Source organism: Haloarcula sp. MBLA0138, from assembly GCF_055632455.1.
This window is the reverse complement of the sequence record NZ_CM145746.1, coordinates 1,548,660-1,569,095: the sequence shown is the minus strand read 5'-3', so window position 1 is coordinate 1,569,095 and position 20,436 is coordinate 1,548,660. Positions and strand designations below refer to the sequence as shown.

Here is a 20,436-nt window from a genome sequence, read left to right as displayed (position 1 = left end):
GAAGCGGGCGCGAACCCCTGCGGCGTCAGTAGAACTCGCGGACGAGGTCCATCGCGCCCTCGGGCGCGCCGTCGGGAATCTCGGCCATCGACCCCTCGACGCCCTCGCGCTCCTCGAAGCCCACGGAGTCCTCGTCCTGATAGAGGACGCCCATGTACTCCTTGTCGCTCTCCAGAATCTTGTCCTTGGCTTGGTCGCGGTTCGCCGGGTCGTGGTCGGTCTCGTCCAAGTCCACGATGGCGTCCCGGAAGTAGTCGTAGGTGTCGACGTCGTTGAACGTCACGCAGGGGCTGTAGACGTTGACGAAGCCGAAGCCGTCGTGTTCGACGGCCTGCTGGACGATTTCGGCGTGGCGCTGAGCGTTCGAGCTGAAGGACTGTGCGATGAACGTTGCGCCGGCCGACAGCGCCAGCGCCTTGGGGTTGACCGGGGGCTGCTGGGGCCCGTCGGGCGAGGTCGATGTCTCGAAGTCCTCGCGGGAGGTCGGCGAGGCCTGCCCCTTGGTCAGCCCGTAGATGCGGTTGTCCATGACGACGTAGGTCATGTCGACGTTCCGGCGGACGGCGTGGATGAAGTGGCCGGCCCCGATGGAGTAGCCGTCGCCGTCGCCGCCGGCGACCATCACTTCGAGGTCGGGGTTCGCCATCTTCACGCCGATGCCGACCGGCAGGGCGCGGCCGTGGACGCCGTGCAGCGCGTAGCTGTGCATGTACGTCCCGATTTTGCCCGAGCAGCCGATACCGGCGACGACGAACGTGTCGTCGGGGGAGTTCCCCGTCTCGGCCAGCGCCTTCATCATGCCGTTCATCGTCCCGAAGTCACCGCAGCCGGGACACCACGTCGGTTGCTTGTCGGATTTGAAGTCTGTGAATCGAACGTCGGAGCTCATTCTGCCTCCACCTCCTGTGTGCCGGCGGCCTCGCCGGCGAGTGTCGCCTTGATTTCCTCGGCCAGTTCGTCGGCCTTGAACCGAACGCCGTTGTACTTGTTCACGCGGTCGACCCGCTCCAACACGTCGTGTTCGATGACATCGGCGAACTGCCCGGTCGCGTTACACTCGACGACGATGACCTCCTCGGCGGCCTCGACGGCGTCGCTGAGGTCCGGCCGGGGGAAGATGTAGGGGACGGAGATGAACCGCACGTCGTGGCCCTCCTCCTCGAGGAGCGTCATGCCCTCCCGTATCGCGCCCTCGTTGGAGCCCCACGAGATGACCAGCGTGTCCGCCTCGGGGTCGCCGAACTCGCGATAGTCGAACTCCTCCTGTTCGCGGGCGGTCTGGACCTTCCGCTCGCGCTTGTCGACCTGTTCGAGGCGGACCTCGGTGTCCTCGGTCCGGCGGCCGAGTTCGTCGTGTTCGAGGCCGGTGGTCATGTGCGCGCCGTCGGTCGTCCCGGGGAACGCCCGCGGGGAGACCCCGTCGGCCGCCGGGAAGTGGGCCTGAAAGCGCCCCTGCTCGTCGAGCCACGCGTCGACGTCGTCCTCGTCGACGACCTTCCCGCGTTCGACCTCGACCTCGTCCATGTCGAAGGTGTCGGGCGTGAACGTCTGCTCGGTGACCGCCATCGCGAGGTCGGAGACGAGAAACACCGGCGTCTGGTACTTCTCGGCGAGGTTGAACGCCTCGACGGTCTTCCAGAAACACTCCGAAATCGTGGTCGGCGCGACGACGAAGCGGGGAATCTCCCCGTGGCCGCCGTACAGCGCCATGTTGAGGTCGCCCTGTTCCTGCTTGGTCGGCATCCCGGTCGAGGGCCCCGACCGCATCACGTCACAGATGACCAGGGGGGTCTCGCTGGTCGCCACGAGTCCGAACGTCTCGGTCATCAGGTCGATGCCCGGTCCGGAGGTGGCGGTCATCGAGCGCGCGCCGGCCCGCGCCGCGCCCAGCGCCATGTTGATGGCCGCGAGTTCGTCCTCGGCCTGTACGACCTTCCCGCCGAACTGGTCGACGCGCCCGGTCATGTACTCCATCACGTCCGTCGCCGGCGTGATGGGGTAGCCGGCGTAGAACCGACAGCCGGCGGCGATAGCGCCCATCCCGATGGCCTCGTCGCCGTTGAGCAGAACGTAGTCCTCGTCGGTCGTCTCCAGTTCGTAGCCGAAGTCGTCGACCTCGAACTCCTCGCGGACGTAGTCTCGGCCCTTGCGCGCGGCCTGCTTGTTGTTCTCGACGATGGCCTCGCCCTTGTCGCCGAAGCGCTTCTTGAGGCTCTCGTCGAGGTTCTCGATGGGGAAGTCGGTGACCTCACACGCCGCGCCCAGCGCCACGACGTTCAGCATGATTGCGCCGCCGGCCTCCTCGGCCAGTGCCTTCAGCGGGACCTCCAGCGCGGTCGCCCCGTGGGGCACCTCGACGTCCTGCATCGTCGAGCGCTCGCCGTCGTAGATGACCACCGAGTCCTCGTGGAGCTCGTCCTCGTTCTCGTGGACCGTCCGCTCGGTCAGAGCGATGAGGATGTCGAGTCGGTCGACGACGCTCTCGACGCGGTCGACCGAGGTCCGGACCTTGTAGGCGGTGTAGCCGCCCCGAATCCGGGACGCGAAGTCCTTGGATGTGAAGACGTGTCGACCGGCCCGGGAGAGCGCCTGTGCGAATATCTTCCCGGTTGAGTCGATTCCATCGCCGGCTTCCCCGCCGATGGCCCAGTTGAGGTCGTCTGGCATACTACCGCACGGATAGCTCGTCGGGGTGGAAAAGCCTTCTGCATGCGCCCGCGCGCGTGAACTCGGATGTGGATAAACCGATACTATCTCCCGGCAGAATCGACCGAAACCCCCTTAGCCGGCCCCCGCTACGGGCCCGACATGGACGAACGTTCACTCGCCGTCACCGCCGTCTCGGACGCGGGTCCCGACGCGGTCGCTATCGACTTCGAATCGCCCGACGAGTTCGACGCCCGGCCGGGTCAGTTCGTCAAACTGACGCTGTCGGTCGACGGCGACGACGAGTCCCGCTTCTACACCATCTCCTCGCCGACCGTCGCGGGGACGTTCGAGGTAACCGTCGGCGTCGACCCCGACGGCGACGTGGCTCCCCTGCTCGCGGCGCTGGAACCCGGCGACACCGTCCGCGTCGCCGGCCCCTTCGGCTCGGACTACTACGAGGGCGAGTCCCGCCCGGTCCTGCTCGCCGGCGGCCCCGGCATCGGCCCCGCCGTCGGCATCGCCGAGCGCGCGCTGGACGACGGCAACGACGCCGCCGTGGTCTACCGCGACGACAGTCCCCTCCACACCGACCGGCTCGAAACCCTCCGCGAGCGGGGCGCACACGTCACCGTCCTCGGCGGCGACGACCCGCTGACCGACGCCGTCGCCGACGCCACCGCCGACGGCGGACAGGTGTTCGTCTACGGCTTCGCGGAGTTCCTCGACGAGGCGACGGCAGCGCTCGAAGCGGCCGGCGTCGACGCCGACGACGCGAAGGTCGAGAACTTCGGCTGAGGGCGGCGGTAAGACATATACTCGTCGCTCGCCAAGCGCTCCCATGCGCGAGGCAAGTCGGACGACGCGCCAGCGTATCGCCGACCGACTGCGCGAGGAAGCGATGGCCGCCGGAACGATAGCCAACACCTTCGAGATACGGACGACAACGGCGCTGTCCCACGTCGAACACATCGCCAAGTCCTTGGACTCGACAGAGGAGGAACTGCTGGTCGCGCCCCCGGAGTGCGAGGAGTGTGGCTTCGCCGACTTCGACGACCTGACGAACCGGCCCAGCCGGTGTCCCGAGTGCAAGAGCGAGAGCGTCTCCGAGCCGGCCTACCGCATCAACTGAACCGCGCGGCGTCGCGCCCAGCCGGGACCGCCGGCCTGCCGGAACTCACTGGCCGGAGAAGCCGATTCGGCCCCGCGAGGAGCGGTCGTGGTCGCCCGACGGCCCCACCGCCTCGAACTCGTAGCGGTCGTCGGTGAGATACACCGCGCCGTCGGCGACGGTCACGTCCACCTCGTCCAGCACCGCCCCCTCGCAGGGGCCGTAGGTACACTCCCCGGTCGCCGACTCGAAGGTCGCGCCGTGTTTCTCACAGACCAGTTCGTCGCTGCGCATCGTCGCGCCGTCGCCCTTGTCGAGCCGGATGTCCCGCCAGTGCGGGCAGTAGTTCTCGAAGGCGACGACGGCGTCAGTCAGATTCACGAGGATGACCTCCTCGGTGTCGAAGCCGTCCCGGACGGTGACGAGCAGCGACCCCTCCTCGGGCACGTCCGCGACCGGCGCGATGCGGCTGTCTTCGTCCATCGTGGCCTCCGATACGGGGCTGTCCGGTTTCAACGCCCCGGTCGGCGCACGTGTTGTCGGGACCCCGCTCAGTAGTGGCGCTCCGCGACGCGCTCGTCGAACAGCCGCTGCAGGAGCGTCGTCATCGGTCCCGTCCCCACCTCGATGCCGTCGACGCTCCCCACGGGGCGTATCTCCCACGTCGAGTTCGTGAGAAACGCCTCGTCGGCGTCCCGGACGGCGTCGAGCGAGTAGTGGCCCGTCTCGACGGGGAACTCCTCCTCGCGGGCCAGTTCCAGCACCACGTCGCGGGTGACGCCCGGCAGGAGGTCGAGGTCCTCGCTGGGCGTCCGCAGGCCGGCCTCGGTGACGAAAAAGAGGTTGCTCGTCGCGCCCTCGACGACGGTGCCGTCGGTGTCCCGCATGAGCGCCTCGTCGGCCGCGTCGCCGTCGACGGCCGCCCGCCGGAGTTCGAGGCGGGCGAGGACGCCGTTGAGGTAGTTGTGGGTCTTCGCGTCGGCGGGCAGCGCCTCGCTCGGGGCGCGCCGGGTGCGAACGGTCTGTAGGTCGGCCGGCCCGTCCCAGACGCGCTCGCCGTCCTTGCCGCCGCGGGGCAGCTCCGAGCAGACGACGACCACCGTCGGGTCCACCTCGGAGTCGGGAGTGAGCTTCCCGGGTTGGACGCCTCGGGTGACCGACAGCCTGACGTACGCCTCGGTGAGGTCGTTGGCGGCCAGCGTCTCGTCGACGCGCTCGCGCAGGTCCTCGGGGACGGCGTCGGCGAACCCCAGCGTCGCCGCCGTGTGTCCCAGCCGGTCGCGGTGGGCCGCCCACTCGAAGGGGTCGCCGCCGTAGACCCGCAGCGTCTCGAAGGCCGCGTCGCCGTACATGAACCCGCGGTCCCGGACCGACACCGTCGCCTCCTCGGCCGGCACCAGTTCGCCGTCTACGTGGTACTGCATAGTTGACAGAAGTTCCGTATCATCGTTTTCCCGTGGTCGGTGAGGATGCTCTCGGGGTGGAACTGGACGCCGATGTGGGGGCGCTCGCGATGACGCACGCCCATGACGACGCCGGCCTCGTCGTCGGTGTAGGCCGTCTCTACGAGTGCGTCCGGGAGGGCCGTGCGCTCGACGGCCAGCGAGTGGTACCGCCCCACTTCGACGGGGTCGGGCAGCCCCTCGAACACCCCGGTTCCGTCGTGGGTCACCGCGGAGGCCTTGCCGTGGACGACCGACTCGGCGTGGCCGACCGGCGAGCCGTTTGCCGCACACAGGGCTTGGTGGCCCAGACAGACCCCCAGCGTCGGGTACGACAGGTCCGCGAACACCGGCATCGAGACGCCGGCGTCCTCGGGCGTGCCGGGACCGGGCGAGACGACGATTCCGTCGGGGTCCAACTCGCGTATCGCGGCCGCGTCGACGGCGTCGTTCCGGCGGACGACCACGTCCTCCTCGCCGCCGCCGAGGCGCGTGACGACCTCGCCGACGTACTGGACGAGGTTGTAGGCGAACGAGTCGTAGTTGTCGACGACCAGCACGGTCGGCGCGAGGTCGGGCGCGGCGGCCGTCCCGGACCCCGGCCGTGGGTCGGTAGTCACCGGTGACCCTCCACACTGAGCGCCGCGTCCCGGCCCAGCGCCTCGTCGACGGCGGTGATAAGCGCCCGACCCTTGTCGAGCGTCTCCTCGTACTCCCGGTCGGGGTCGGAGTCGTGGACGACGCCGGCCCCGACCCGAAGCGAGTACGTCCCGGCGTAGCGCACGAGCGTTCGGATGACGATGTTCAGCGTCGCCCGGCCGTCGAAACCGAAGGCGCCGACCGAGCCGGTGTAGGGGCCGCGCCGGGTCCGCTCCACCTCGTCGATTATCCCCATCGTCCGGGGCTTGGGCGCGCCGGTGATGGTCCCGCCGGGGAACACCGCCGCCACGGCGTCCCGCAGCGTCGCGCTGTCCCGGAGACGTCCCTCCACGACCGAGACCAGATGCATCACCTCGGAGTAGCGGTCCACCCGTCGGTAGTCGGTCACGTCGACGCTCCCGAAGCGGCTCACCTTGCCGAGGTCGTTTCGCTCGAGGTCGACGAGCATGGCGTGTTCGGCCCGTTCTTTCTCGTCGCTCAGCAGGTCCGCGGCCAGCCGCTCGTCGGCCGCGTCCGTCCCGCCGCGGGGCCGCGTGCCGGCGATGGGTTCGGTGACGAGGCGGTCGCCGTCGCGGTGCAAGAGGAGTTCGGGGCTCGCGCTGACGAGGTCGACGCCGGGGAACTCCACCAGCGCGGAGTAGGGCGCGGGGTTGCCCGCTCGGAGCGCGTCGAACACCTCGACCGGGTGGACCGCCGCCGGTGCTTCGAGGCGCTGGGAGACGTTCGCCTGAAAGGTGTCCCCGTCCCGGATGTACTCCTTGACCGTCCGCACCCGCTCGGCGAACGACTCGCGCGTGCAGTCGCTCTCGAAGGTCGCCGTCGTCGCGTCGACCGGCGGCTCCCCGACCGCGGGGTCGCCTTCGAGGGCCTTCCGCGCGAGTGCCAGCGCGTGCTGTCTCCCGAACTCGTAGGCGGCCCCGACCGTCTCGTACTCGCCCAGTCGCGGGCAGGCGGTCACCCGCAGGGTCACCGGCTCGCCGCGTGGCTCCTCCCACGCCGCGACGCGGTCGTAGGTCGCAAGCTGGAGCCGCGGGAGCGCGCGGTCGGCGACGGCGTGACTCGGCAGGTCCTCCAGTTCCCGCACCACGTCGTAGGAGAGCCAGCCGATAGCGCCACACGGGTACGGCACGTCACAGTCGCCCCGTTCGAGGGACTCGCCGGCGAGCGCGTCGGCGAGCGCGTCCAGCGCCGGCCCCTCGTCGGGTGCGACCTCGCGGAACGCGGCCGGCGCGGTGGCGAAGTACCCCCACCCCGACTGGCCCCCCGTCGTCCCGAGGTAGACGCCGCCGACCTCGTCGCGCGCCCGCCGGTACGCGACGAAGGGGTCGTCGACGGTCGCGCGGACCTCGACCGGGACCCGGGCCGCCGGCGCGGCCCCGGCCGTCCGCTCGAACGATTCGCGGTCGGTCTCGACCGTTGGCATCACCGGAGAGAGACGCGGCGCGACTAACTCCCTTGCGGTTCGGCCGGTCCTGCGGCCGGCGACGCGGCGGCTACCCGGTCGGCCAGTGTCGCCGTCTCAGTACTCGCCCGCCCGCTCTATCCAGCCGTCGACGCGGCTCTCCGAGAGGTCCGTCTGCCCGGCCACGTCGGCGGCGTCCGCGGCCGCGAGGTCGCCGACGGTCTCGATGCCGATACCGGAGAGGCGCTCGGCGTAGGCCGGACCGATACCCTTGACCTCCGTCACGGGGTCGCCGCTGCCCTCGCTCGCGGTCGCATCGCCGGCGTCCGCTGTCGGCGCGGCGTCGCCCCCCTCGTGGTCGTCCTCGGACAGCGCCGACTCGGCGTCGTCGTGGTCGTCGGTCGTCATGGCGGACTCGTCGCTCGCGCCCGCGGTGTCGGTCCCCTTGACGGCGTCTTCGCCCGCAGTAGAAGGCTCGCGCTCGACTGTCACGTCGACGTCGCCCGACCGCCCCCCGGTCGCGGACTCCGTCCCGTCGAGCCCGAGCGCAGATTTGAGTTTCTGAAGCAGACCCATATCCGGACGTATTGCCCCCCGACACTAATCTCTTGCTGGTAAGGCGTCGCCTAGAGGTGCGCTCGCAGCGCCTCGTTCATCGCCCCGACGGGCGCGTCGGCCCCGGTCCAGCGCTCGAAGGCCTCGACGCCCTGATACAGGAGCATCCACGCGCCGTCGACGGTGGTCGCGCCGGCCGCCGCGGCGTCCCGGAGCAGCCGCGTCTCGACCGGCGAGTACACCGCGTCCAGCACCGCGAGGTCACCGTGCAGCGCCGCCGCGGGCACCGGTGTCGCGTCCTCGTCCATCCCGACGCTGGTGCAGTTGACGAGTACGTCGGCGTCGGCGAGCAGGTCCTCGACGGCGTCGAGGCCGTGGCCGCTCGCGTCGGGCACCTCGCCGGCGAGGTCGCGGGCGGTCGACTCGGTCCGGTTCGCCACGCGGACGGTCATCCCCTCGTCGGCCAGCCCGAAGGCGACGGCTCGACCGGCCCCGCCGGCTCCGACGACGACGGCCGTCCCCGACAGGTCGACGCCGTGGTGACCCAGCGCCCGGACCGCGCCGACGGCGTCGGTGTTGTACCCCATCGGCGTCTCGCCCGAGAACGCTATCGTGTTGACCGCGCCGATGCGCTCGGCCAGCGGTGCCGGCTCGACGGCCGTCAACACGTCCTGTTTGAACGGGATGGTGACGTTCAGCCCGGCGACCCCGAGCCGGTCGGCGGCCGCGACGGCCGCGGCCCCCTCGTCGGCCGGCGGCTCGAAGGTGACGTACTTCGCGTCGAGGTCCAGCGCCGCGTAGCCCGCCTCGTGCATCGGCGGCGACAGCGAGTGCCCGACCGGGTTCCCGATGAGTCCGTAGACGTCCATACCGGGTGAGCACGCGCGGGGGACATGAACGCCACGGCTCCGGCCGGGGTTTCGCAAGCTTTTCGGCCCGACCCGCGTAGGCTCCGGTAGTGAGCCGTCTCCGCCACCCGCTCGCACAGGTCGCGTTCGCCGTCGCTCTCACGCTCGGCTGGGTCTGGGCCGGTGCTACCGGGGTCCCGATTGGGACCGCGGGAACCGTCGCCGTCGCCGGCATCGCCATCCTCGGCGGCTCGTTCCTGCTAGCGTGGGGCGCGGAGACCGCCGAGAAAGACGTCCCGCGGGCCTTCGCTATCGCCGTCCTCGCGGTACTGGCCGTCGCCCCGGAGTACGCCGTCGACGCCCTCTACGCGTGGAACGCCGGGGCCGGCGGTGCGACGGCACAGGCCTGCAGTCAGCTGACGGCCGCGGAAGTCGAGGCCGGTGCGACGGGGCTCGCCCGGGCCTGTCACGACGCGAACCTCGCCATCGCCAACATGACCGGCGCGAACCGCATCCTCATCGGCATCGGCTGGGCCGGCATCGCCGTGTTCACCGTGATGCAGGCCGCCTCGACGCAGGACCCCGCCGTCGTGAGCCGCGAGGGAACGCTCCGTGACGCCGTCCAACTCGACGAGGATATCGCGACCGAAATAACGTTCCTGTTCGTGGCGACGCTGTGGGCCTTCCTCGTCCCGCTGGGCGGCGGTATCGGCGCGTTCGACACGCTGTTTCTCGTCGGCCTCTACGTCGCCTACATCGGTCTGACGCTGCGCTCCGACGTGGAGACCAGCGAACACACGGTCGGCGTCCCCGACTACTTCCAGTCGTGGTCGCTCCCGTGGCGGCCGCTGGTCGTCCTCGTCCTCTTTGGCTACTCCGGTGCGATGATATTCACCGCCGTCGAGCCGTTCGCGCACGGACTGGAGGTGCTGGGTGTCGAGAACGGCATCCCCGAGTTCTTCATGATTCAGTGGATAGCCCCCCTCGCCAGCGAGTCCCCGGAACTCATCGTCGTCGCCGTCCTCGTCAACAAGGCGCGGTCGACGGCGGGGTTCAACGCCCTCATCTCCTCGAAGCTCAATCAGTGGACGCTGCTCATCGGTACCATCGCCGTCGTCTACTCGCTGGGACTGGGCGTCTACGGCGCGCTCCCGTTCGACGCCCGACAGGCCGCGGAGATATGGATAACCGCCGGCCAGTCCTTCTTCGCGCTCGCCATCCTCTGTAACTTCGAAATCAGCATCCGCGAGTCGGTCGTACTCTTCGTCCTGTTCATCTCGCAGGTGATACTCGAGTTCGCGCTCATCCGCGACCTCGTCGCGCTCCCGTTCGGCAGTCACGACCTCCTCGTCGGCTACACGGTGCTGTACGTCGTCGCCGGCCTCGCGCTGTTTGCCGTCCGACGGGAGTCGCTGGTCCACCTGCTCGCGCTGGCCGGTGACGCCGTCAGAACCGCCTTCGGCCGCGAACCGCAACACATCGACCGGGCCGACTGATGCTCGCCATCGTCGTCTCCCGGGCCGACGAGGCCTCGACACACGTCGGAGAGCGCCTTCGCGCCGTCGCCGACTGGGAGACACACGTCGACGAGAGCCGTGCCGACGCCGACGGCGGCGGCACCGTCTACCGGACCGACGGTGTCGAACTCCGGGCGTTCGAAGCTCTGCACTTGGACCTCGACGACGCGGCCGACGCCTTCGACGACCCGGACCTGCTGGTCTTCGCCTCCAGACACGCCGGCGAGACGGGGGAACTGTTGACCGCCCACCACACCGGCAACTTCGGGGCCGCGGAGCACGGCGGCGCGCCGGGTCGGTTCGCCCGCGCCTGCCCGCAGGCCCACCGCATCGTGACACGCGCACTGGCCGAGTACGCGCCCGACGGCTACGAGGTCGGCACCGAGTGTACCCATCACGGCCCGACGAGCGTGGGCGTCCCGTCGATGTTCGTCGAGGTCGGCAGCGCCGAACCCCAGTGGCGCGACCCCGCGGCGGCCGAGGCCGTCGCCCGGGCGATTCTCGACCTCCGGGACGTGGCCGCCGACGCGCCCGCCGAGGACGGCACGCGCCGGCACCTCGTCGGCATCGGCGGCGGTCACTACGCCCCGCGGTTCGAGCGCGTCGTCCGGGAGACCGACTGGGCGGTCGGCCACGTCGCGGCCGACTGGTCCCTCGACGCGCTCGCCGAGTGGGCCGCGGACGGGACCGAGCGCGCGGCGGTCCTCGACCGCGCCTTCGCGGGCAGCGCCGCCGACTACGCGCTGTTTGGGAGCGAGTACCCCGACGTCGCCGCGACCGTCGAGTCTCTCGGGTACCGCGTCGTCGACGAGACGTTCGTCCGCGAGACGACGAGCGTCCCGCTGTCGCTGGTCGACGCGCTCGAATCGGCCGTCGCCTCCGTCGACGAGGGGCTTCGCTTCGGCGACCCCGCGGCCGGCTACGAGGGCGCGTGGCGGACCGTCGCCGTCCCCGACGACCTGCTGGCCGAGGCCCGCGGTATCGACCGCGAGGCCGCCCGCGAGGTCGCCAAACGCCACGCGCTAGCGTTCGGGACGGAGCAAAACGGCACCGTCGTCGCCGGCCCGTTCGTCCTGCCCGCGGACGGCGACAGGGACGCCGTCCTCGCGGACCTCGCCGACGTGCTTCGACAGCGGTACGACACCGTCGAGCGCGCGGACGGCGAACTCCTCGCCCGCGAGACGGCCTTCGACCCCGACCTCGCCCGAACCGCGGGCGTGCCAGAAGGTCCCAAGTTCGGGCGGCTGTCGGCCGGCCAGTCGGTCGAGGTCGACGGGGAAGAGATAGGCCCAGAGCGGTTCCAGCGCGAGCGTATACGTCGCTTTACGCTGTGAGAAACCGGGACGAGCGACCCCGAAAGCGTTGCCGAAATCGTCAGCCGTACGTCAGACACAGGGGGAAAACTAATAACGGTCCGTCCGCAACGGGGATTTAAATATGGACTCGATTATCGACGACGCCATCGAGGAGGCCGAGGACGAGCGGGAGGAGCCGTCGTCGGAGCCGGCCGACGAGACGACGCCGACGACCACGGAGGACGTATCGACCTCCGGACAGATGAGCGACGAGGAACTCGCCAGCGTCGTCAAGGACCTCGAGACCAAGATAACCGTCGTGGGCTGTGGCGGTGCCGGCGGCAACACCGTCACCCGGATGATGGAGGAAGGCATCCACGGGGCCAAACTCGTCGCCGCCAACACCGACGCCCAGCACCTCGCCGACGAGGTCGCGGCCGACACCAAGATTCTCATCGGTCGCAAGCGCACCGGCGGCCGCGGTGCCGGCTCCGTCCCGAAGATCGGCGAGGAGGCCGCCCAAGAGGACCTCGAAGACATCCAGCAGTCCATCGACGGCTCGGACATGGTGTTCGTCACCGCCGGGCTGGGCGGCGGGACCGGGACCGGCGCGGCACCGGTCGTCGCACAGGCCGCCCAAGAGGCCGGCGCGCTTACCATCTCCATCGTCACCATCCCCTTCACCGCGGAAGGCGAGCGCCGGCGGGCCAACGCCGACGCGGGCCTCGAACGCCTGCGGGCCGTCTCCGACACGGTCATCGTCGTCCCCAACGACCGCCTGCTCGACTACGCGCCCAGCATGCCCCTGCAGGACGCCTTCAAGATCTGTGACCGCGTCCTGATGCGCTCGGTCAAGGGGATGACCGAACTCATCACCAAGCCGGGCCTCGTCAACGTCGACTTCGCCGACGTTCGCACCATCATGGAGAACGGCGGCGTCGCCATGATAGGGCTGGGCGAGTCCGACTCCGAGAACAAAGCGCAGGACTCCATCCGCTCGGCGCTGCGCTCGCCGCTGTTGGACGTGGAGTTCGACGGGGCCAACAGCGCCCTCGTGAACGTCGTCGGTGGCCCGGACATGTCCATCGAGGAGGCCGAGGGCGTCGTCGAGGAGATCTACGACCGCATCGACCCCGACGCCCGCATCATCTGGGGGGCGTCGGTCAACAACGAGTTCGACGGCAAGATGGAGACGATGATAGTCGTCACCGGCGTCGAGAGCCCCCAGATATACGGCCAGAGCGAGGCCGAACAGGAGAAGGCCGCCCAGCAACTGGGCGACGACATCGACTACGTCGACTGACCCGGCCGCCCGCCGTCGAATAGCCCGTCTCGACCGGGACCACAATATAGAAAAGCCGCCGGCGGGTACGCTCCGCCATGGACGTCCCGTACGACCTCACATCTTACATCCGCGTACTCAAACTGGCGAGTACGCCCTCTTGGGAGGAGTTCTCCCAGATCGCCAAGATCGCCGGCGCGGGCATCGCGCTGGTCGGACTGCTCGGGTTCATCATCTTCGTCGTGATGACCTTCGTCCCCGGCAGCAAGCCGGTGTAAACTCATGGGTATCTACGCAGTCAAGACCACGGCCAGTCAGGAACGCACCGTCGCGGACATGATCGTCAACCGCGAGGAGCCGGAGGTCCACGCCGCCCTCGCGCCGGACTCGCTGACCTCCTACGTGATGGTCGAGGCCGACGACGCCGCGGTCTTCGACCGCATCCTCGACGAGATTCCCCACGCCAACGGCGTGGTGCAGGGCGAGTCCTCCATCTCCGAGGTCGAGCACTTCCTCTCGCCGAAACCCGACGTCGAGGGCATCGCCGAGGGGGACATCGTCGAACTCATCGCCGGCCCGTTCAAAGGCGAGAAGGCGCAGGTCCAGCGCATCGACGAGGGGAAAGACCAAGTCACGGTCGAACTGTACGAAGCGACGGTCCCCATCCCCGTCACCGTCCGCGGGGACCAGATTCGCGTGCTGGACAGCGAGGAACGCTGAAAGCGCCTCTCTCGGTCGTCGTGGCCTCGCCGCGACGAATATAGCGAGAGACGGCGGTTCCCCGCCTCGGTCGGACGGCGCGACGCGGCCCGTTTCTCAGGTGTCGCCCTCGATTCGCTCGATGACCTCGTTCATGTCGGCGGCGGCCTCGATGGACTCCTTGATGTTCTCGCGCCGGCGCACGTCGGCCGCGGAGGCGTCGTACGCCCGGACGTACTCCGCGCGGGAGTGCTCGTCGAAGGCGTGTTTGATTGCGAAGTAGCCGTCGGGGACGACGGCCCCACAGACCTTACACGAGATTCGCTCGTGTTCGGTCGACTGGTGGACGATGAGGTCCTCGACGCGGTCGAACTGGCTGCTGTCGTCGCCTTCGATGGCGCACTCCCAGCGTGTCATTTGCTCGGTGGCAGGCGACGCTGGGGTAAAAGCGTTCCCCGCCGACCCCGGATTCCCGCCGCCGTCTGCCGAGATAGAAACCCCTAATGGCGACACGCCGGTAGGCCGGGGCGTGACGAGCGAGGGGTTCGATATCGACCTGCACGTGAAGGTCCTCGACGAGCGCGTCGTCGAGCGCGCGAAGGCCCGCGGCCTCGACGCGCTCGTCTACGCCCCGCATTTCGAACGCCTGCCCGACATCCGGGAGCGCGCCGCGCGCTTCTCCGATGCGGACTTGCGCGTGTTCCCGGCCCGAGAGCTGTTTACCGGCACGTGGCAACAGCGTCGGCACGTCCTTGCCCTCGGGCTCTCGGAACCGACGCCGGACTTTCTCACGCTCGCGGGCACCCTCGACGAACTCCGGCGTCAGGACGCCGCGGTGTTGGTCCCTCACCCCGGATTCCTCAGCGTGAGCCTCGGTATCGACGAGATTCGCCGCCACGCCGACGCCATCGACGCCCTCGAAGTGTACAACCCCAAACACCTGCCCCACCACAACCGCCGGGCGCGCGAGTGGGCCAAGGAGACGGGACTCAAGACGTTCACCTCGTCGTACGCCCACCTCCGGGGGACCGTCGGCGAAGCGTGGGTGCGCTTCGACCGACCGATAGAGAGCGTCGACGAACTGGCAGCGGCGTTGCGGGCGGGCGACCCGCGGCGCATCTTCCACCGCAGCGGCGTCTCGCACGGACTGCGCCGCGCCTTGGAGTTCGCCCACCTCGGCTACGAGAACTCGTGGGAGAAGTTCGACCGCGTGATGCTACAGGGCACTGCGGCGACCCACCCCGACCACGTGGCCTATCAGGGGCGCTTCGACGACGTGAAGGTGTACTAACGCGCCGCCGGCTCAGACGAGAAAGGCGGTGTTCTCGGCGAGGAACTGGGTGACGGTCGGGGGGAGGTACCGCGGGATGACGTGGACGAGCAACGCGACGGCGGCCAGTTCGACCCCGGTGATGACGACGGTCACTATCTCCGCGCGGTCGCTCGACGTCGTCACGCCCGACGGGAAGCCGAACTCCTCGTCCCAGACCGGGTAAAACAGGGCGATGCCCCGCCGGGACCCGAAGTAGTCGAGGACGTAGTGGGTCAACACGCCGAGCCACACCCACTGGAGGTTGCCGCCGTGGTAGATGGGGTGGGCGAGGAAGATAGCCAACACCAGCAGATTGTGCAGCGTCTTCCGGTGTTTCCCGAAGGCCGTGTCCACGTCGGGAAAGAGCGCGCCCAACACGACGGGGAGAAACACCTCGGCTATCGTGGCGAAGGTGCCGACCCCGCCGGAGGGGTCGAGGACGTAGCCGAGGCCGATGCTCAGGAGGACCGCGTTCAACACGTGGCCGCGTTTGTCCATCGACGGGACGGTCGGGCCGTCGGCCGAAAGGTCTTGCTACTGCGAGGCCGCCCGTTCGAGGTCCGACAGCGCCTGCCGGGCTATCTGCTCTTTGACGGCCGTTCGGTCGCCGTCGAACTCGTAGCGGGCGACCGAGGCCCCGGAGTCGCCCGACCCCCACGGCGCGGCGCGGGCGACGCCGACGTACACCGTGCCGACCGGCGTCGCTTCGGTGCCGCCGCTCGGCCCGGCGACGCCGGTGGTCGCCACCCCCCAGTCGGTGCCGGCGGTGTCCCGGACCGCCCGCGCCATCGCCCGCGCGACGGGTTCGGAGACGGCCCCGTGTTCGTCCAGCGCCTCCCGCGGGACGGCCAGTAGCTCCCGTTTCGCGTCGTAGGAGTAGGTCACCACCGACCGGTCGAAGTAGTCGCTGGAACCGGGCACGTCGGTCAGCAGCGACCCGACGAGGCCGCCGGTGCAGGACTCGGCGACGGCGACGCGTTCGCCCCGTTCCCTGAGCAGGTCGCCGACGCGCGATTCGATGGGCTCATCGGCCATGCCCGCTCCTTCGCCACACCGGGCCAAAAGCGTTCACTCCACCGACGGGTTTTCCGTCTCCGGCCCGAACGTCGCGCATGGCCTACCGAACCACGCTCGGCTGGTCGCTCGTCAGTTCCGGTCTCGTGACGCTGCTGCTGGGCGCGTTGCCGGGGTCGGACCTGTTGTGGGGACTCCTCCTGTTCGCGGTCGGCGTCGCCGTCCTCTACGCCCGCAGGTAGGGGAAGAGCAAAGGGCGGCTCGGTTCCAGTGACCGTATGGACTACGAGACGCCGCAGTTCTTCCGCGTCATGCAGTACGCTGCCCGGGCCGACCGGGACGTGGTCGACATGGTGTCGGGAAGTCCCGACTGGGACCCGCCCTCGGGGGTTCGCGACGGCCTCCGGGACTACGCCGAGGCCGACGCCGAGGAGTACCAGTACGCGCCCAGCACCGGCCTGCGCTCGCTGCGCGAGGAGATAGCCGCCCGCCGCGGCGTCGGCGTCGACCGGGTCGTCGTCACCAACGGCGCGGGCGAGGCCAACCACCTCGCCATGACCGGCGCGCTGGAGGCGTTCTCGGGCGAGGAGATACTGCTGACCGACCCCGTCTACCCCTACTACGCCGGCCGGGCGAACTTCTTGGGGGCTGAGACGACGTTCGTCCCGGTCGCCGACGACGGCCACCTGCGGCCCGCGGCCGTCCGCGAGGCGGCCTCGGCCGACACGGCGGTCATCGTCGTCAACACGCCAAACAACCCGACGGGAGCCATCTACGACGCCGACGCGATGGCCGAGTTCGTCGCTATCGCGGAGGACGTCGACGCCCTGCTGGTCAGCGACGAGGTGTACGACCACTTCGACTACACCGGCCGGTTCGCGTCGGCGCTGGCCCACGACTCGGCCAACGTCGTCGCCACGAACGCCTTCTCGAAGTCGATGGCGATAACGGGCCTGCGGGTCGGCTACGCCGTCTTCCCGCCGGCCGACGGTCCGAACGGCGACCTGCTGGAGCGGGCGCGGACGCGGCACATGCTGACGAACGTCACGGGCAGTCGCCCCGCCCAGTACGCCGTCGACCGGGCGCTGCGGACGACCGGTCCCGACTACTACGCGCGGTGTCGCCGCCGCCTCGACCAGCGCATCGACGTGCTCTGTGAGGCGCTGGACGCGGTCGGCGCGACGTACGAGCGCCCCGAGGGCGGCTTCTACGTCATGGCTCGCCTCCCGGGGTTCCCGGGGACCTTCGAGAACGTCTACGAACTCATCGACGAGGCCGGCGTCGCCGGGATGCCCGGCGCGGCCTTCGGCGAGTCACGAAAAGCGTGGATTCGGTTCGCGCTGGTGACGCCGCGGGTCGACGACGCGGCCGCCCGTCTCGAAGCGTTCTTCGCGTGAGGGCCCTTCACGGGTCGGTAGCCGAGCGGTCGGCCACACCGGTCCCGTCGCGTGTCCGGCGACGCGGCGGCGCTCCGGTTCCGAAGCGCTGATTAGTAATTAAAACCAATCGATACAGTATGCGGAACAAAATCGCCACGCTCGTCTCCTCGCCGAACCGGTTCTTCGCGGAGGAGCAGCGGACCGGGGACCTCCGCGGGGCGACCGCCGTCGTCACTATCGCCGGCGTGTGCTACGGGCTCTCGGCCGTCGCCACCGCGCCAGTCCAGTCGCGGCAGTTCGCCGGGGACGCCGTCGCGTATTTCTATCTCGGCGCGGCCTTCAGCGCGCTCTCGACGGCGCTGATGCTGTACCTGTTCTGGGTCCTATACGCGGGCGGGTTCTATCTCGTCGGCGTGAAGCTGTTCGGCGGGCGCGGGGAGTTCCGGACGCTGTTTGCGCTGACCGGATGGGGGTTCGCGGGACAAGTCGTGGCCGGTGCCGTCGCCGCCGGAACGCGAATCGCGCTCACGTATCGCTTCTTGGGGACGGACGCGGGACAGGCGGTGGGTCAGTTGCAGGCCCACCCACTGTTTACCGTCTCCAGCGTCGTCGGTATGGTCGCCTTTCTCTGGTCCATCGTTCTCTGGAACTACGCCGTCCAGCACAGTTTCGGCCTGCCGGTGACGAAGTCGCTTCCGACGACGCTGGTCCCCGTCGCCGTCAGCATCGGACTCTTTGTCCTGTCGACCGCTGTCTGACAGCCCCGTCGTGCGTGTGTGGGTTCCGCTCACGGTCCCGGTCGTCCGGACGTGCGACAGGACCGGACCGCCCGGCTAGGGGCCCTCGCGCCCACCGGCGAGTTCCCGTCCCACCGACTGGAGGTTCGAACTCGTCTTCACGATGAGTACGAGCGACGTAGCGACCGCCGCGACGGCAGCCACGAATCCCGCCGTGCCGACCGTGTCGAACACGAGTTCGGGGACGACGAAGGCACCGCCGACGACTGCCGCCCCGAGTACGAAAACCACGTACGGGGCCAGATACCCCAGAAACCGCACTGTCGTGTTCATATCGACAGTTACAGCCAATAAAAATAAGCCTTGGCCTCAGAAAAAACAGCGACACGCGCCGGCGGCCACGGCGTTCAGATAAACGACAGCGTGACGTAGAACTCCACCAGCGCGGCGACGACGGTGAGGCAGACGGCCGCGAAGCCGAGTACGAACGAGTCCACGAGCGCGGTCCGCGAGACGGGTGTCTCGTGGTCGCCCCGAAGGTAACCGACGAACCGACGGGGGACCCGCAGCCCCGCTCCGGCAGCGACCCATATCGCCGGCAGCTCTATCACGGCGTGTGGGAGAAACAGGAGGGCGACGAGACCGGGGGCCCCCGACCCGACCAGACTCGCGGTGACGATGACGCCGTGGGCGAACCCGTTCTGGAGGGCCAACAGGACCGTAATCGTGCCGAACACGACGAACCCGAGCGACATCGCGACGACGTTGCTCAGGTTCGGTCCGAGAATCCGGTTCAGGTCTATCTCGTCGGGGGACTGGTTCGGCCTCTCGTGTGCCCCCGGGAGGTCTTCGGAGCCGACCGGACCGACGCCGACGACTACCGACGCTCCGAGCGCGAATCCGACGAGATAGACGAGCATACCCGTGCGCACGCTGCGGTAGGTCCGGGTACGAACCCCGCTGACGCCGTCAGGGACCAACTCCATCACTGAAAAAAACTGAATCGGGGTGTCGTTACGCCATCGTGCCGAACTTGAGGGCCGCTCCCCCGGGTCCGGTCGGCATGTTCATCGTCGCACCGGCGTTGAAGACGGTGAGCCCGATGGCGGCGTCTCCCGGCACAGGGGTAGCCGCACCCGCCGCCGTCAGTCCGATGCCGGCGTTCGTCGACGCGAGAGTCGGGGCGAGCGCGAAAAGCAGCAGTCCGACGAAGGCCCCGACGGTTATGAGGCCGATACTGATGTCCTGACTGTCCGAACCCATCGGTTCGGTGTGAGCGTTACACGCCACGGACGGAGGAAGGACCCGAGGAGGCATAATTTCTATGCATTAAATGTAATACCCAAGAAAACAAGAGTGAAATATTCTCGGAACTACACCGCAACGCGACACGCGCCGCTCGTCCGTCGGTTCGATGCGTGCCCGCTCCGGCCGGCCGTCCGAAGAGAGAACGTGGGCGGCCAACGCGCCGTCCGGACGCCTACTCGTACCCCAAGTCGACCGACCGGGTCCGCTCTAAGAGCCCCGTTTCGTAGCGCTCTCCCGTCTGCTCGGGGTGGCGCTCGTCGATAGCGCGGACGGCCCGCACGGTGTTGGCGAAGTTCTTGTAGGTGGCCTCGTCGACCATCTGTCCGTCGAGGACGACCGCGCCGGTTCCCGACTCCTTGGCCTCGTTGAACCCCTCGATTTTCGAGACGTCCCGCTCTAGCTCCGCCGGCGTCGGCATGTGGATGCGGTTGGCCTGTGCGGTCTGTTTGGGGTGGAGCGACCACGAGCCGTCGAGGCCGATCTTGGCCTCCCGCTCGACTTGGTCGGCGTACCCCTCGGCGTTGTAGTAGGTGACGCCGGCCCGCTCGTGGAACAGTTGGTCGAAGGGGCCGCCGACGGCCAGCGCGCCCGCGGCGCTGGTCTCGTTCGAGAGCGCCTCCAGCAGGCCGTCCCAGCGGGGCCGCTCCCCGCCCATCGAGCGGCCGCCCAGTTCCGCGGTGTAGTCGACGGGGCCGAATATCAGCGCGTCAAGCCGCGCGTCGGCGGCGAACTGACATATTTCCCGCAGGTCCGAACGGGCCGGCGCGGTCTCCAAGATAATAGACAGCGACAGCGCCCCGTCGTCGAGTCCCGCCTCGCGCTCGGCCTCGGCGACGACGCCGGCGGCCTCGCGCACGTCGCCGAGTCGGCCCACCTTCGGGACGACGAAGCCGTCGACGGACTCGCCGACGCCGTCGGCCAGCCGACGCATCTGGTCGGTCCCCCGCTCTCTGGCGGCCTCGTCGTCGTAGGCCCACTCGACGCGGGGGCGTATCTCGCCGGCGAACGCCGCGGCGTGCTCGGGGATGTGTTCGAGGACGTTCTCGACGGCCTCGTCTTTCATCGACGGGGCGGTTCCGTCCTCGATGTCGGGGACGAGCCAGTCGGGGGCCTGAAACCCCTCGCTGGTCAGGCCCGAGCGCAGGAACTTCGCGCTGTCGTCTCGCGGGACGGCGGCCGGTGCGGTCTGGAACGTGCGGCAGAGTCGTGTCATGGGTCGGTGGTGTCGT

The 20,436-nt window shown here is 69.2% G+C and carries 26 protein-coding genes; 11 read left to right on the top strand and 15 right to left on the bottom strand.

Annotated features, from left to right (window positions below):
- Positions 1 to 25 precede the first annotated feature (25 nt).
- Together ACV7JO_RS08315 and ACV7JO_RS08310 are read right to left on the bottom strand one after the other, a co-directional pair.
- Entirely contained in the window at positions 26 to 889 is an 864-nt protein-coding gene (locus ACV7JO_RS08315) for a 2-oxoacid:ferredoxin oxidoreductase subunit beta (protein WP_470352942.1), read from the bottom strand.
- Complete coding sequence (locus tag ACV7JO_RS08310; RefSeq protein WP_470352941.1) at positions 886 to 2,667, bottom strand: 2-oxoacid:acceptor oxidoreductase subunit alpha; 1,782 nt, start codon at positions 2,665 to 2,667, stop codon at positions 886 to 888. The genes ACV7JO_RS08315 and ACV7JO_RS08310 overlap by 4 nt, the downstream gene beginning before the upstream one ends.
- 141 nt (positions 2,668 to 2,808) lie before the next feature.
- On the opposite strand from ACV7JO_RS08310, the gene ACV7JO_RS08305 reads away from it, so the two are divergent.
- Both ACV7JO_RS08305 and ACV7JO_RS08300 read left to right on the top strand, forming a co-directional pair.
- Positions 2,809 to 3,444 (top strand): FAD-dependent oxidoreductase, encoded by a 636-nt coding sequence (locus ACV7JO_RS08305; RefSeq protein ID WP_470352940.1) that lies wholly within the window; start codon positions 2,809 to 2,811, stop codon positions 3,442 to 3,444.
- A gap of 43 nt (positions 3,445 to 3,487) precedes the next feature.
- Positions 3,488 to 3,778 (top strand): transcriptional regulator, encoded by a 291-nt coding sequence (locus ACV7JO_RS08300; protein WP_470352939.1) that lies wholly within the window; start codon positions 3,488 to 3,490, stop codon positions 3,776 to 3,778.
- A gap of 45 nt (positions 3,779 to 3,823) precedes the next feature.
- On the opposite strand, the gene ACV7JO_RS08295 is transcribed toward ACV7JO_RS08300, so the two are convergent.
- From ACV7JO_RS08295 to ACV7JO_RS08270, 6 genes are all read right to left on the bottom strand, one after another.
- The gene (locus tag ACV7JO_RS08295; RefSeq protein ID WP_470352938.1) at positions 3,824 to 4,240 is read right to left on the bottom strand and encodes a Rieske (2Fe-2S) protein; all 417 of its coding nucleotides are present in this window, start codon (positions 4,238 to 4,240) and stop codon (positions 3,824 to 3,826) included.
- Positions 4,241 to 4,308: 68 nt separating this feature from the next.
- Positions 4,309 to 5,181, bottom strand: a complete 873-nt coding sequence (locus ACV7JO_RS08290; RefSeq protein ID WP_470352937.1) for an aminotransferase class IV — start codon at positions 5,179 to 5,181, stop codon at positions 4,309 to 4,311.
- Entirely contained in the window at positions 5,166 to 5,819 is a 654-nt protein-coding gene (locus ACV7JO_RS08285; protein WP_470352936.1) for an anthranilate synthase component II, read from the bottom strand. Before ACV7JO_RS08285 ends, ACV7JO_RS08290 begins: the two co-directional genes overlap by 16 nt.
- Positions 5,816 to 7,282 (bottom strand): aminodeoxychorismate synthase, component I, encoded by a 1,467-nt coding sequence (pabB, locus tag ACV7JO_RS08280; RefSeq protein WP_470352935.1) that lies wholly within the window; start codon positions 7,280 to 7,282, stop codon positions 5,816 to 5,818. The genes ACV7JO_RS08285 and pabB overlap by 4 nt, the downstream gene beginning before the upstream one ends.
- Positions 7,283 to 7,378: 96 nt before the next feature.
- Positions 7,379 to 7,837, bottom strand: coding sequence for a helix-hairpin-helix domain-containing protein (locus ACV7JO_RS08275; RefSeq protein ID WP_470352934.1), 459 nt, complete (start codon positions 7,835 to 7,837; stop codon positions 7,379 to 7,381).
- A gap of 50 nt (positions 7,838 to 7,887) precedes the next feature.
- Positions 7,888 to 8,685, bottom strand: a complete 798-nt coding sequence (locus tag ACV7JO_RS08270) for a shikimate dehydrogenase (protein WP_470352933.1) — start codon at positions 8,683 to 8,685, stop codon at positions 7,888 to 7,890.
- 89 nt (positions 8,686 to 8,774) lie between these two features.
- Between ACV7JO_RS08270 and ACV7JO_RS08265 the strand changes: the two genes are divergently transcribed.
- From ACV7JO_RS08265 to ACV7JO_RS08245, 5 genes are all read left to right on the top strand, one after another.
- The gene (locus ACV7JO_RS08265) at positions 8,775 to 10,160 is read left to right on the top strand and encodes a sodium:calcium antiporter (RefSeq protein WP_470352932.1); all 1,386 of its coding nucleotides are present in this window, start codon (positions 8,775 to 8,777) and stop codon (positions 10,158 to 10,160) included.
- Positions 10,160 to 11,515, top strand: coding sequence for a D-aminoacyl-tRNA deacylase (locus ACV7JO_RS08260; RefSeq protein ID WP_470352931.1), 1,356 nt, complete (start codon positions 10,160 to 10,162; stop codon positions 11,513 to 11,515). Before ACV7JO_RS08265 ends, ACV7JO_RS08260 begins: the two co-directional genes overlap by 1 nt.
- Before the next feature lie 103 nt (positions 11,516 to 11,618).
- Entirely contained in the window at positions 11,619 to 12,779 is a 1,161-nt protein-coding gene (gene ftsZ, locus ACV7JO_RS08255; RefSeq protein WP_470352930.1) for a cell division protein FtsZ, read from the top strand.
- A 77-nt stretch (positions 12,780 to 12,856) separates the two neighbouring features.
- Entirely contained in the window at positions 12,857 to 13,036 is a 180-nt protein-coding gene (locus tag ACV7JO_RS08250) for a protein translocase SEC61 complex subunit gamma (RefSeq protein ID WP_470352929.1), read from the top strand.
- 4 nt (positions 13,037 to 13,040) lie between these two features.
- A complete protein-coding gene (locus tag ACV7JO_RS08245) occupies positions 13,041 to 13,478 on the top strand; it encodes a transcription elongation factor Spt5 (RefSeq protein ID WP_470352928.1) in 438 nt (145 codons plus the stop codon).
- A 96-nt stretch (positions 13,479 to 13,574) separates the two neighbouring features.
- Here ACV7JO_RS08245 and ACV7JO_RS08240 read toward each other — a convergent pair whose 3' ends face one another.
- Positions 13,575 to 13,874: a DUF7565 family protein gene (locus tag ACV7JO_RS08240; RefSeq protein WP_470352927.1), complete on the bottom strand. Its 300-nt coding sequence runs from the start codon at positions 13,872 to 13,874 to the stop codon at positions 13,575 to 13,577.
- Positions 13,875 to 14,013: 139 nt separating this feature from the next.
- Between ACV7JO_RS08240 and ACV7JO_RS08235 the strand changes: the two genes are divergently transcribed.
- A complete protein-coding gene (locus ACV7JO_RS08235; protein WP_470355761.1) occupies positions 14,014 to 14,748 on the top strand; it encodes a PHP-associated domain-containing protein in 735 nt (244 codons plus the stop codon).
- 12 nt (positions 14,749 to 14,760) lie between these two features.
- Here ACV7JO_RS08235 and ACV7JO_RS08230 read toward each other — a convergent pair whose 3' ends face one another.
- A complete protein-coding gene (locus ACV7JO_RS08230) occupies positions 14,761 to 15,267 on the bottom strand; it encodes a metal-dependent hydrolase (RefSeq protein ID WP_470352926.1) in 507 nt (168 codons plus the stop codon).
- Positions 15,268 to 15,303: 36 nt separating this feature from the next.
- Positions 15,304 to 15,804 carry a CinA family protein gene (locus ACV7JO_RS08225; RefSeq protein ID WP_470352925.1) on the bottom strand — a complete coding sequence of 167 codons (501 nt, stop codon included), beginning with the start codon at positions 15,802 to 15,804 and terminating at the stop codon, positions 15,304 to 15,306.
- Between the two features lie 77 nt (positions 15,805 to 15,881).
- Between ACV7JO_RS08225 and ACV7JO_RS08220 the strand changes: the two genes are divergently transcribed.
- The 3 genes from ACV7JO_RS08220 to ACV7JO_RS08210 all read left to right on the top strand — a co-directional run bounded on the left by ACV7JO_RS08220 (position 15,882) and on the right by ACV7JO_RS08210 (position 17,920).
- Entirely contained in the window at positions 15,882 to 16,025 is a 144-nt protein-coding gene (locus tag ACV7JO_RS08220; protein ID WP_470352924.1) for a hypothetical protein, read from the top strand.
- 36 nt (positions 16,026 to 16,061) lie between these two features.
- Positions 16,062 to 17,180 (top strand): pyridoxal phosphate-dependent aminotransferase, encoded by a 1,119-nt coding sequence (locus ACV7JO_RS08215; protein WP_470352923.1) that lies wholly within the window; start codon positions 16,062 to 16,064, stop codon positions 17,178 to 17,180.
- A gap of 119 nt (positions 17,181 to 17,299) precedes the next feature.
- On the top strand, positions 17,300 to 17,920 hold the full coding sequence (locus tag ACV7JO_RS08210; protein ID WP_470352922.1) for a YIP1 family protein: 621 nt from the start codon (positions 17,300 to 17,302) through the stop codon (positions 17,918 to 17,920).
- 75 nt (positions 17,921 to 17,995) lie between these two features.
- Here the strand turns inward: ACV7JO_RS08210 and ACV7JO_RS08205 are convergent, their stop codons facing one another.
- From ACV7JO_RS08205 to citE, 4 genes are all read right to left on the bottom strand, one after another.
- On the bottom strand, positions 17,996 to 18,232 hold the full coding sequence (locus ACV7JO_RS08205) for a hypothetical protein (protein ID WP_470352921.1): 237 nt from the start codon (positions 18,230 to 18,232) through the stop codon (positions 17,996 to 17,998).
- A 74-nt stretch (positions 18,233 to 18,306) separates the two neighbouring features.
- Positions 18,307 to 18,885 (bottom strand): stage II sporulation protein M, encoded by a 579-nt coding sequence (locus ACV7JO_RS08200; protein WP_470352920.1) that lies wholly within the window; start codon positions 18,883 to 18,885, stop codon positions 18,307 to 18,309.
- A gap of 28 nt (positions 18,886 to 18,913) precedes the next feature.
- Positions 18,914 to 19,189, bottom strand: a complete 276-nt coding sequence (locus tag ACV7JO_RS08195) for a hypothetical protein (RefSeq protein ID WP_470352919.1) — start codon at positions 19,187 to 19,189, stop codon at positions 18,914 to 18,916.
- Positions 19,190 to 19,379: 190 nt separating this feature from the next.
- Positions 19,380 to 20,420: an L-malyl-CoA/beta-methylmalyl-CoA lyase gene (gene citE / locus ACV7JO_RS08190; RefSeq protein ID WP_470352918.1), complete on the bottom strand. Its 1,041-nt coding sequence runs from the start codon at positions 20,418 to 20,420 to the stop codon at positions 19,380 to 19,382.
- Between the last annotated feature and the right edge of the window lie 16 nt (positions 20,421 to 20,436).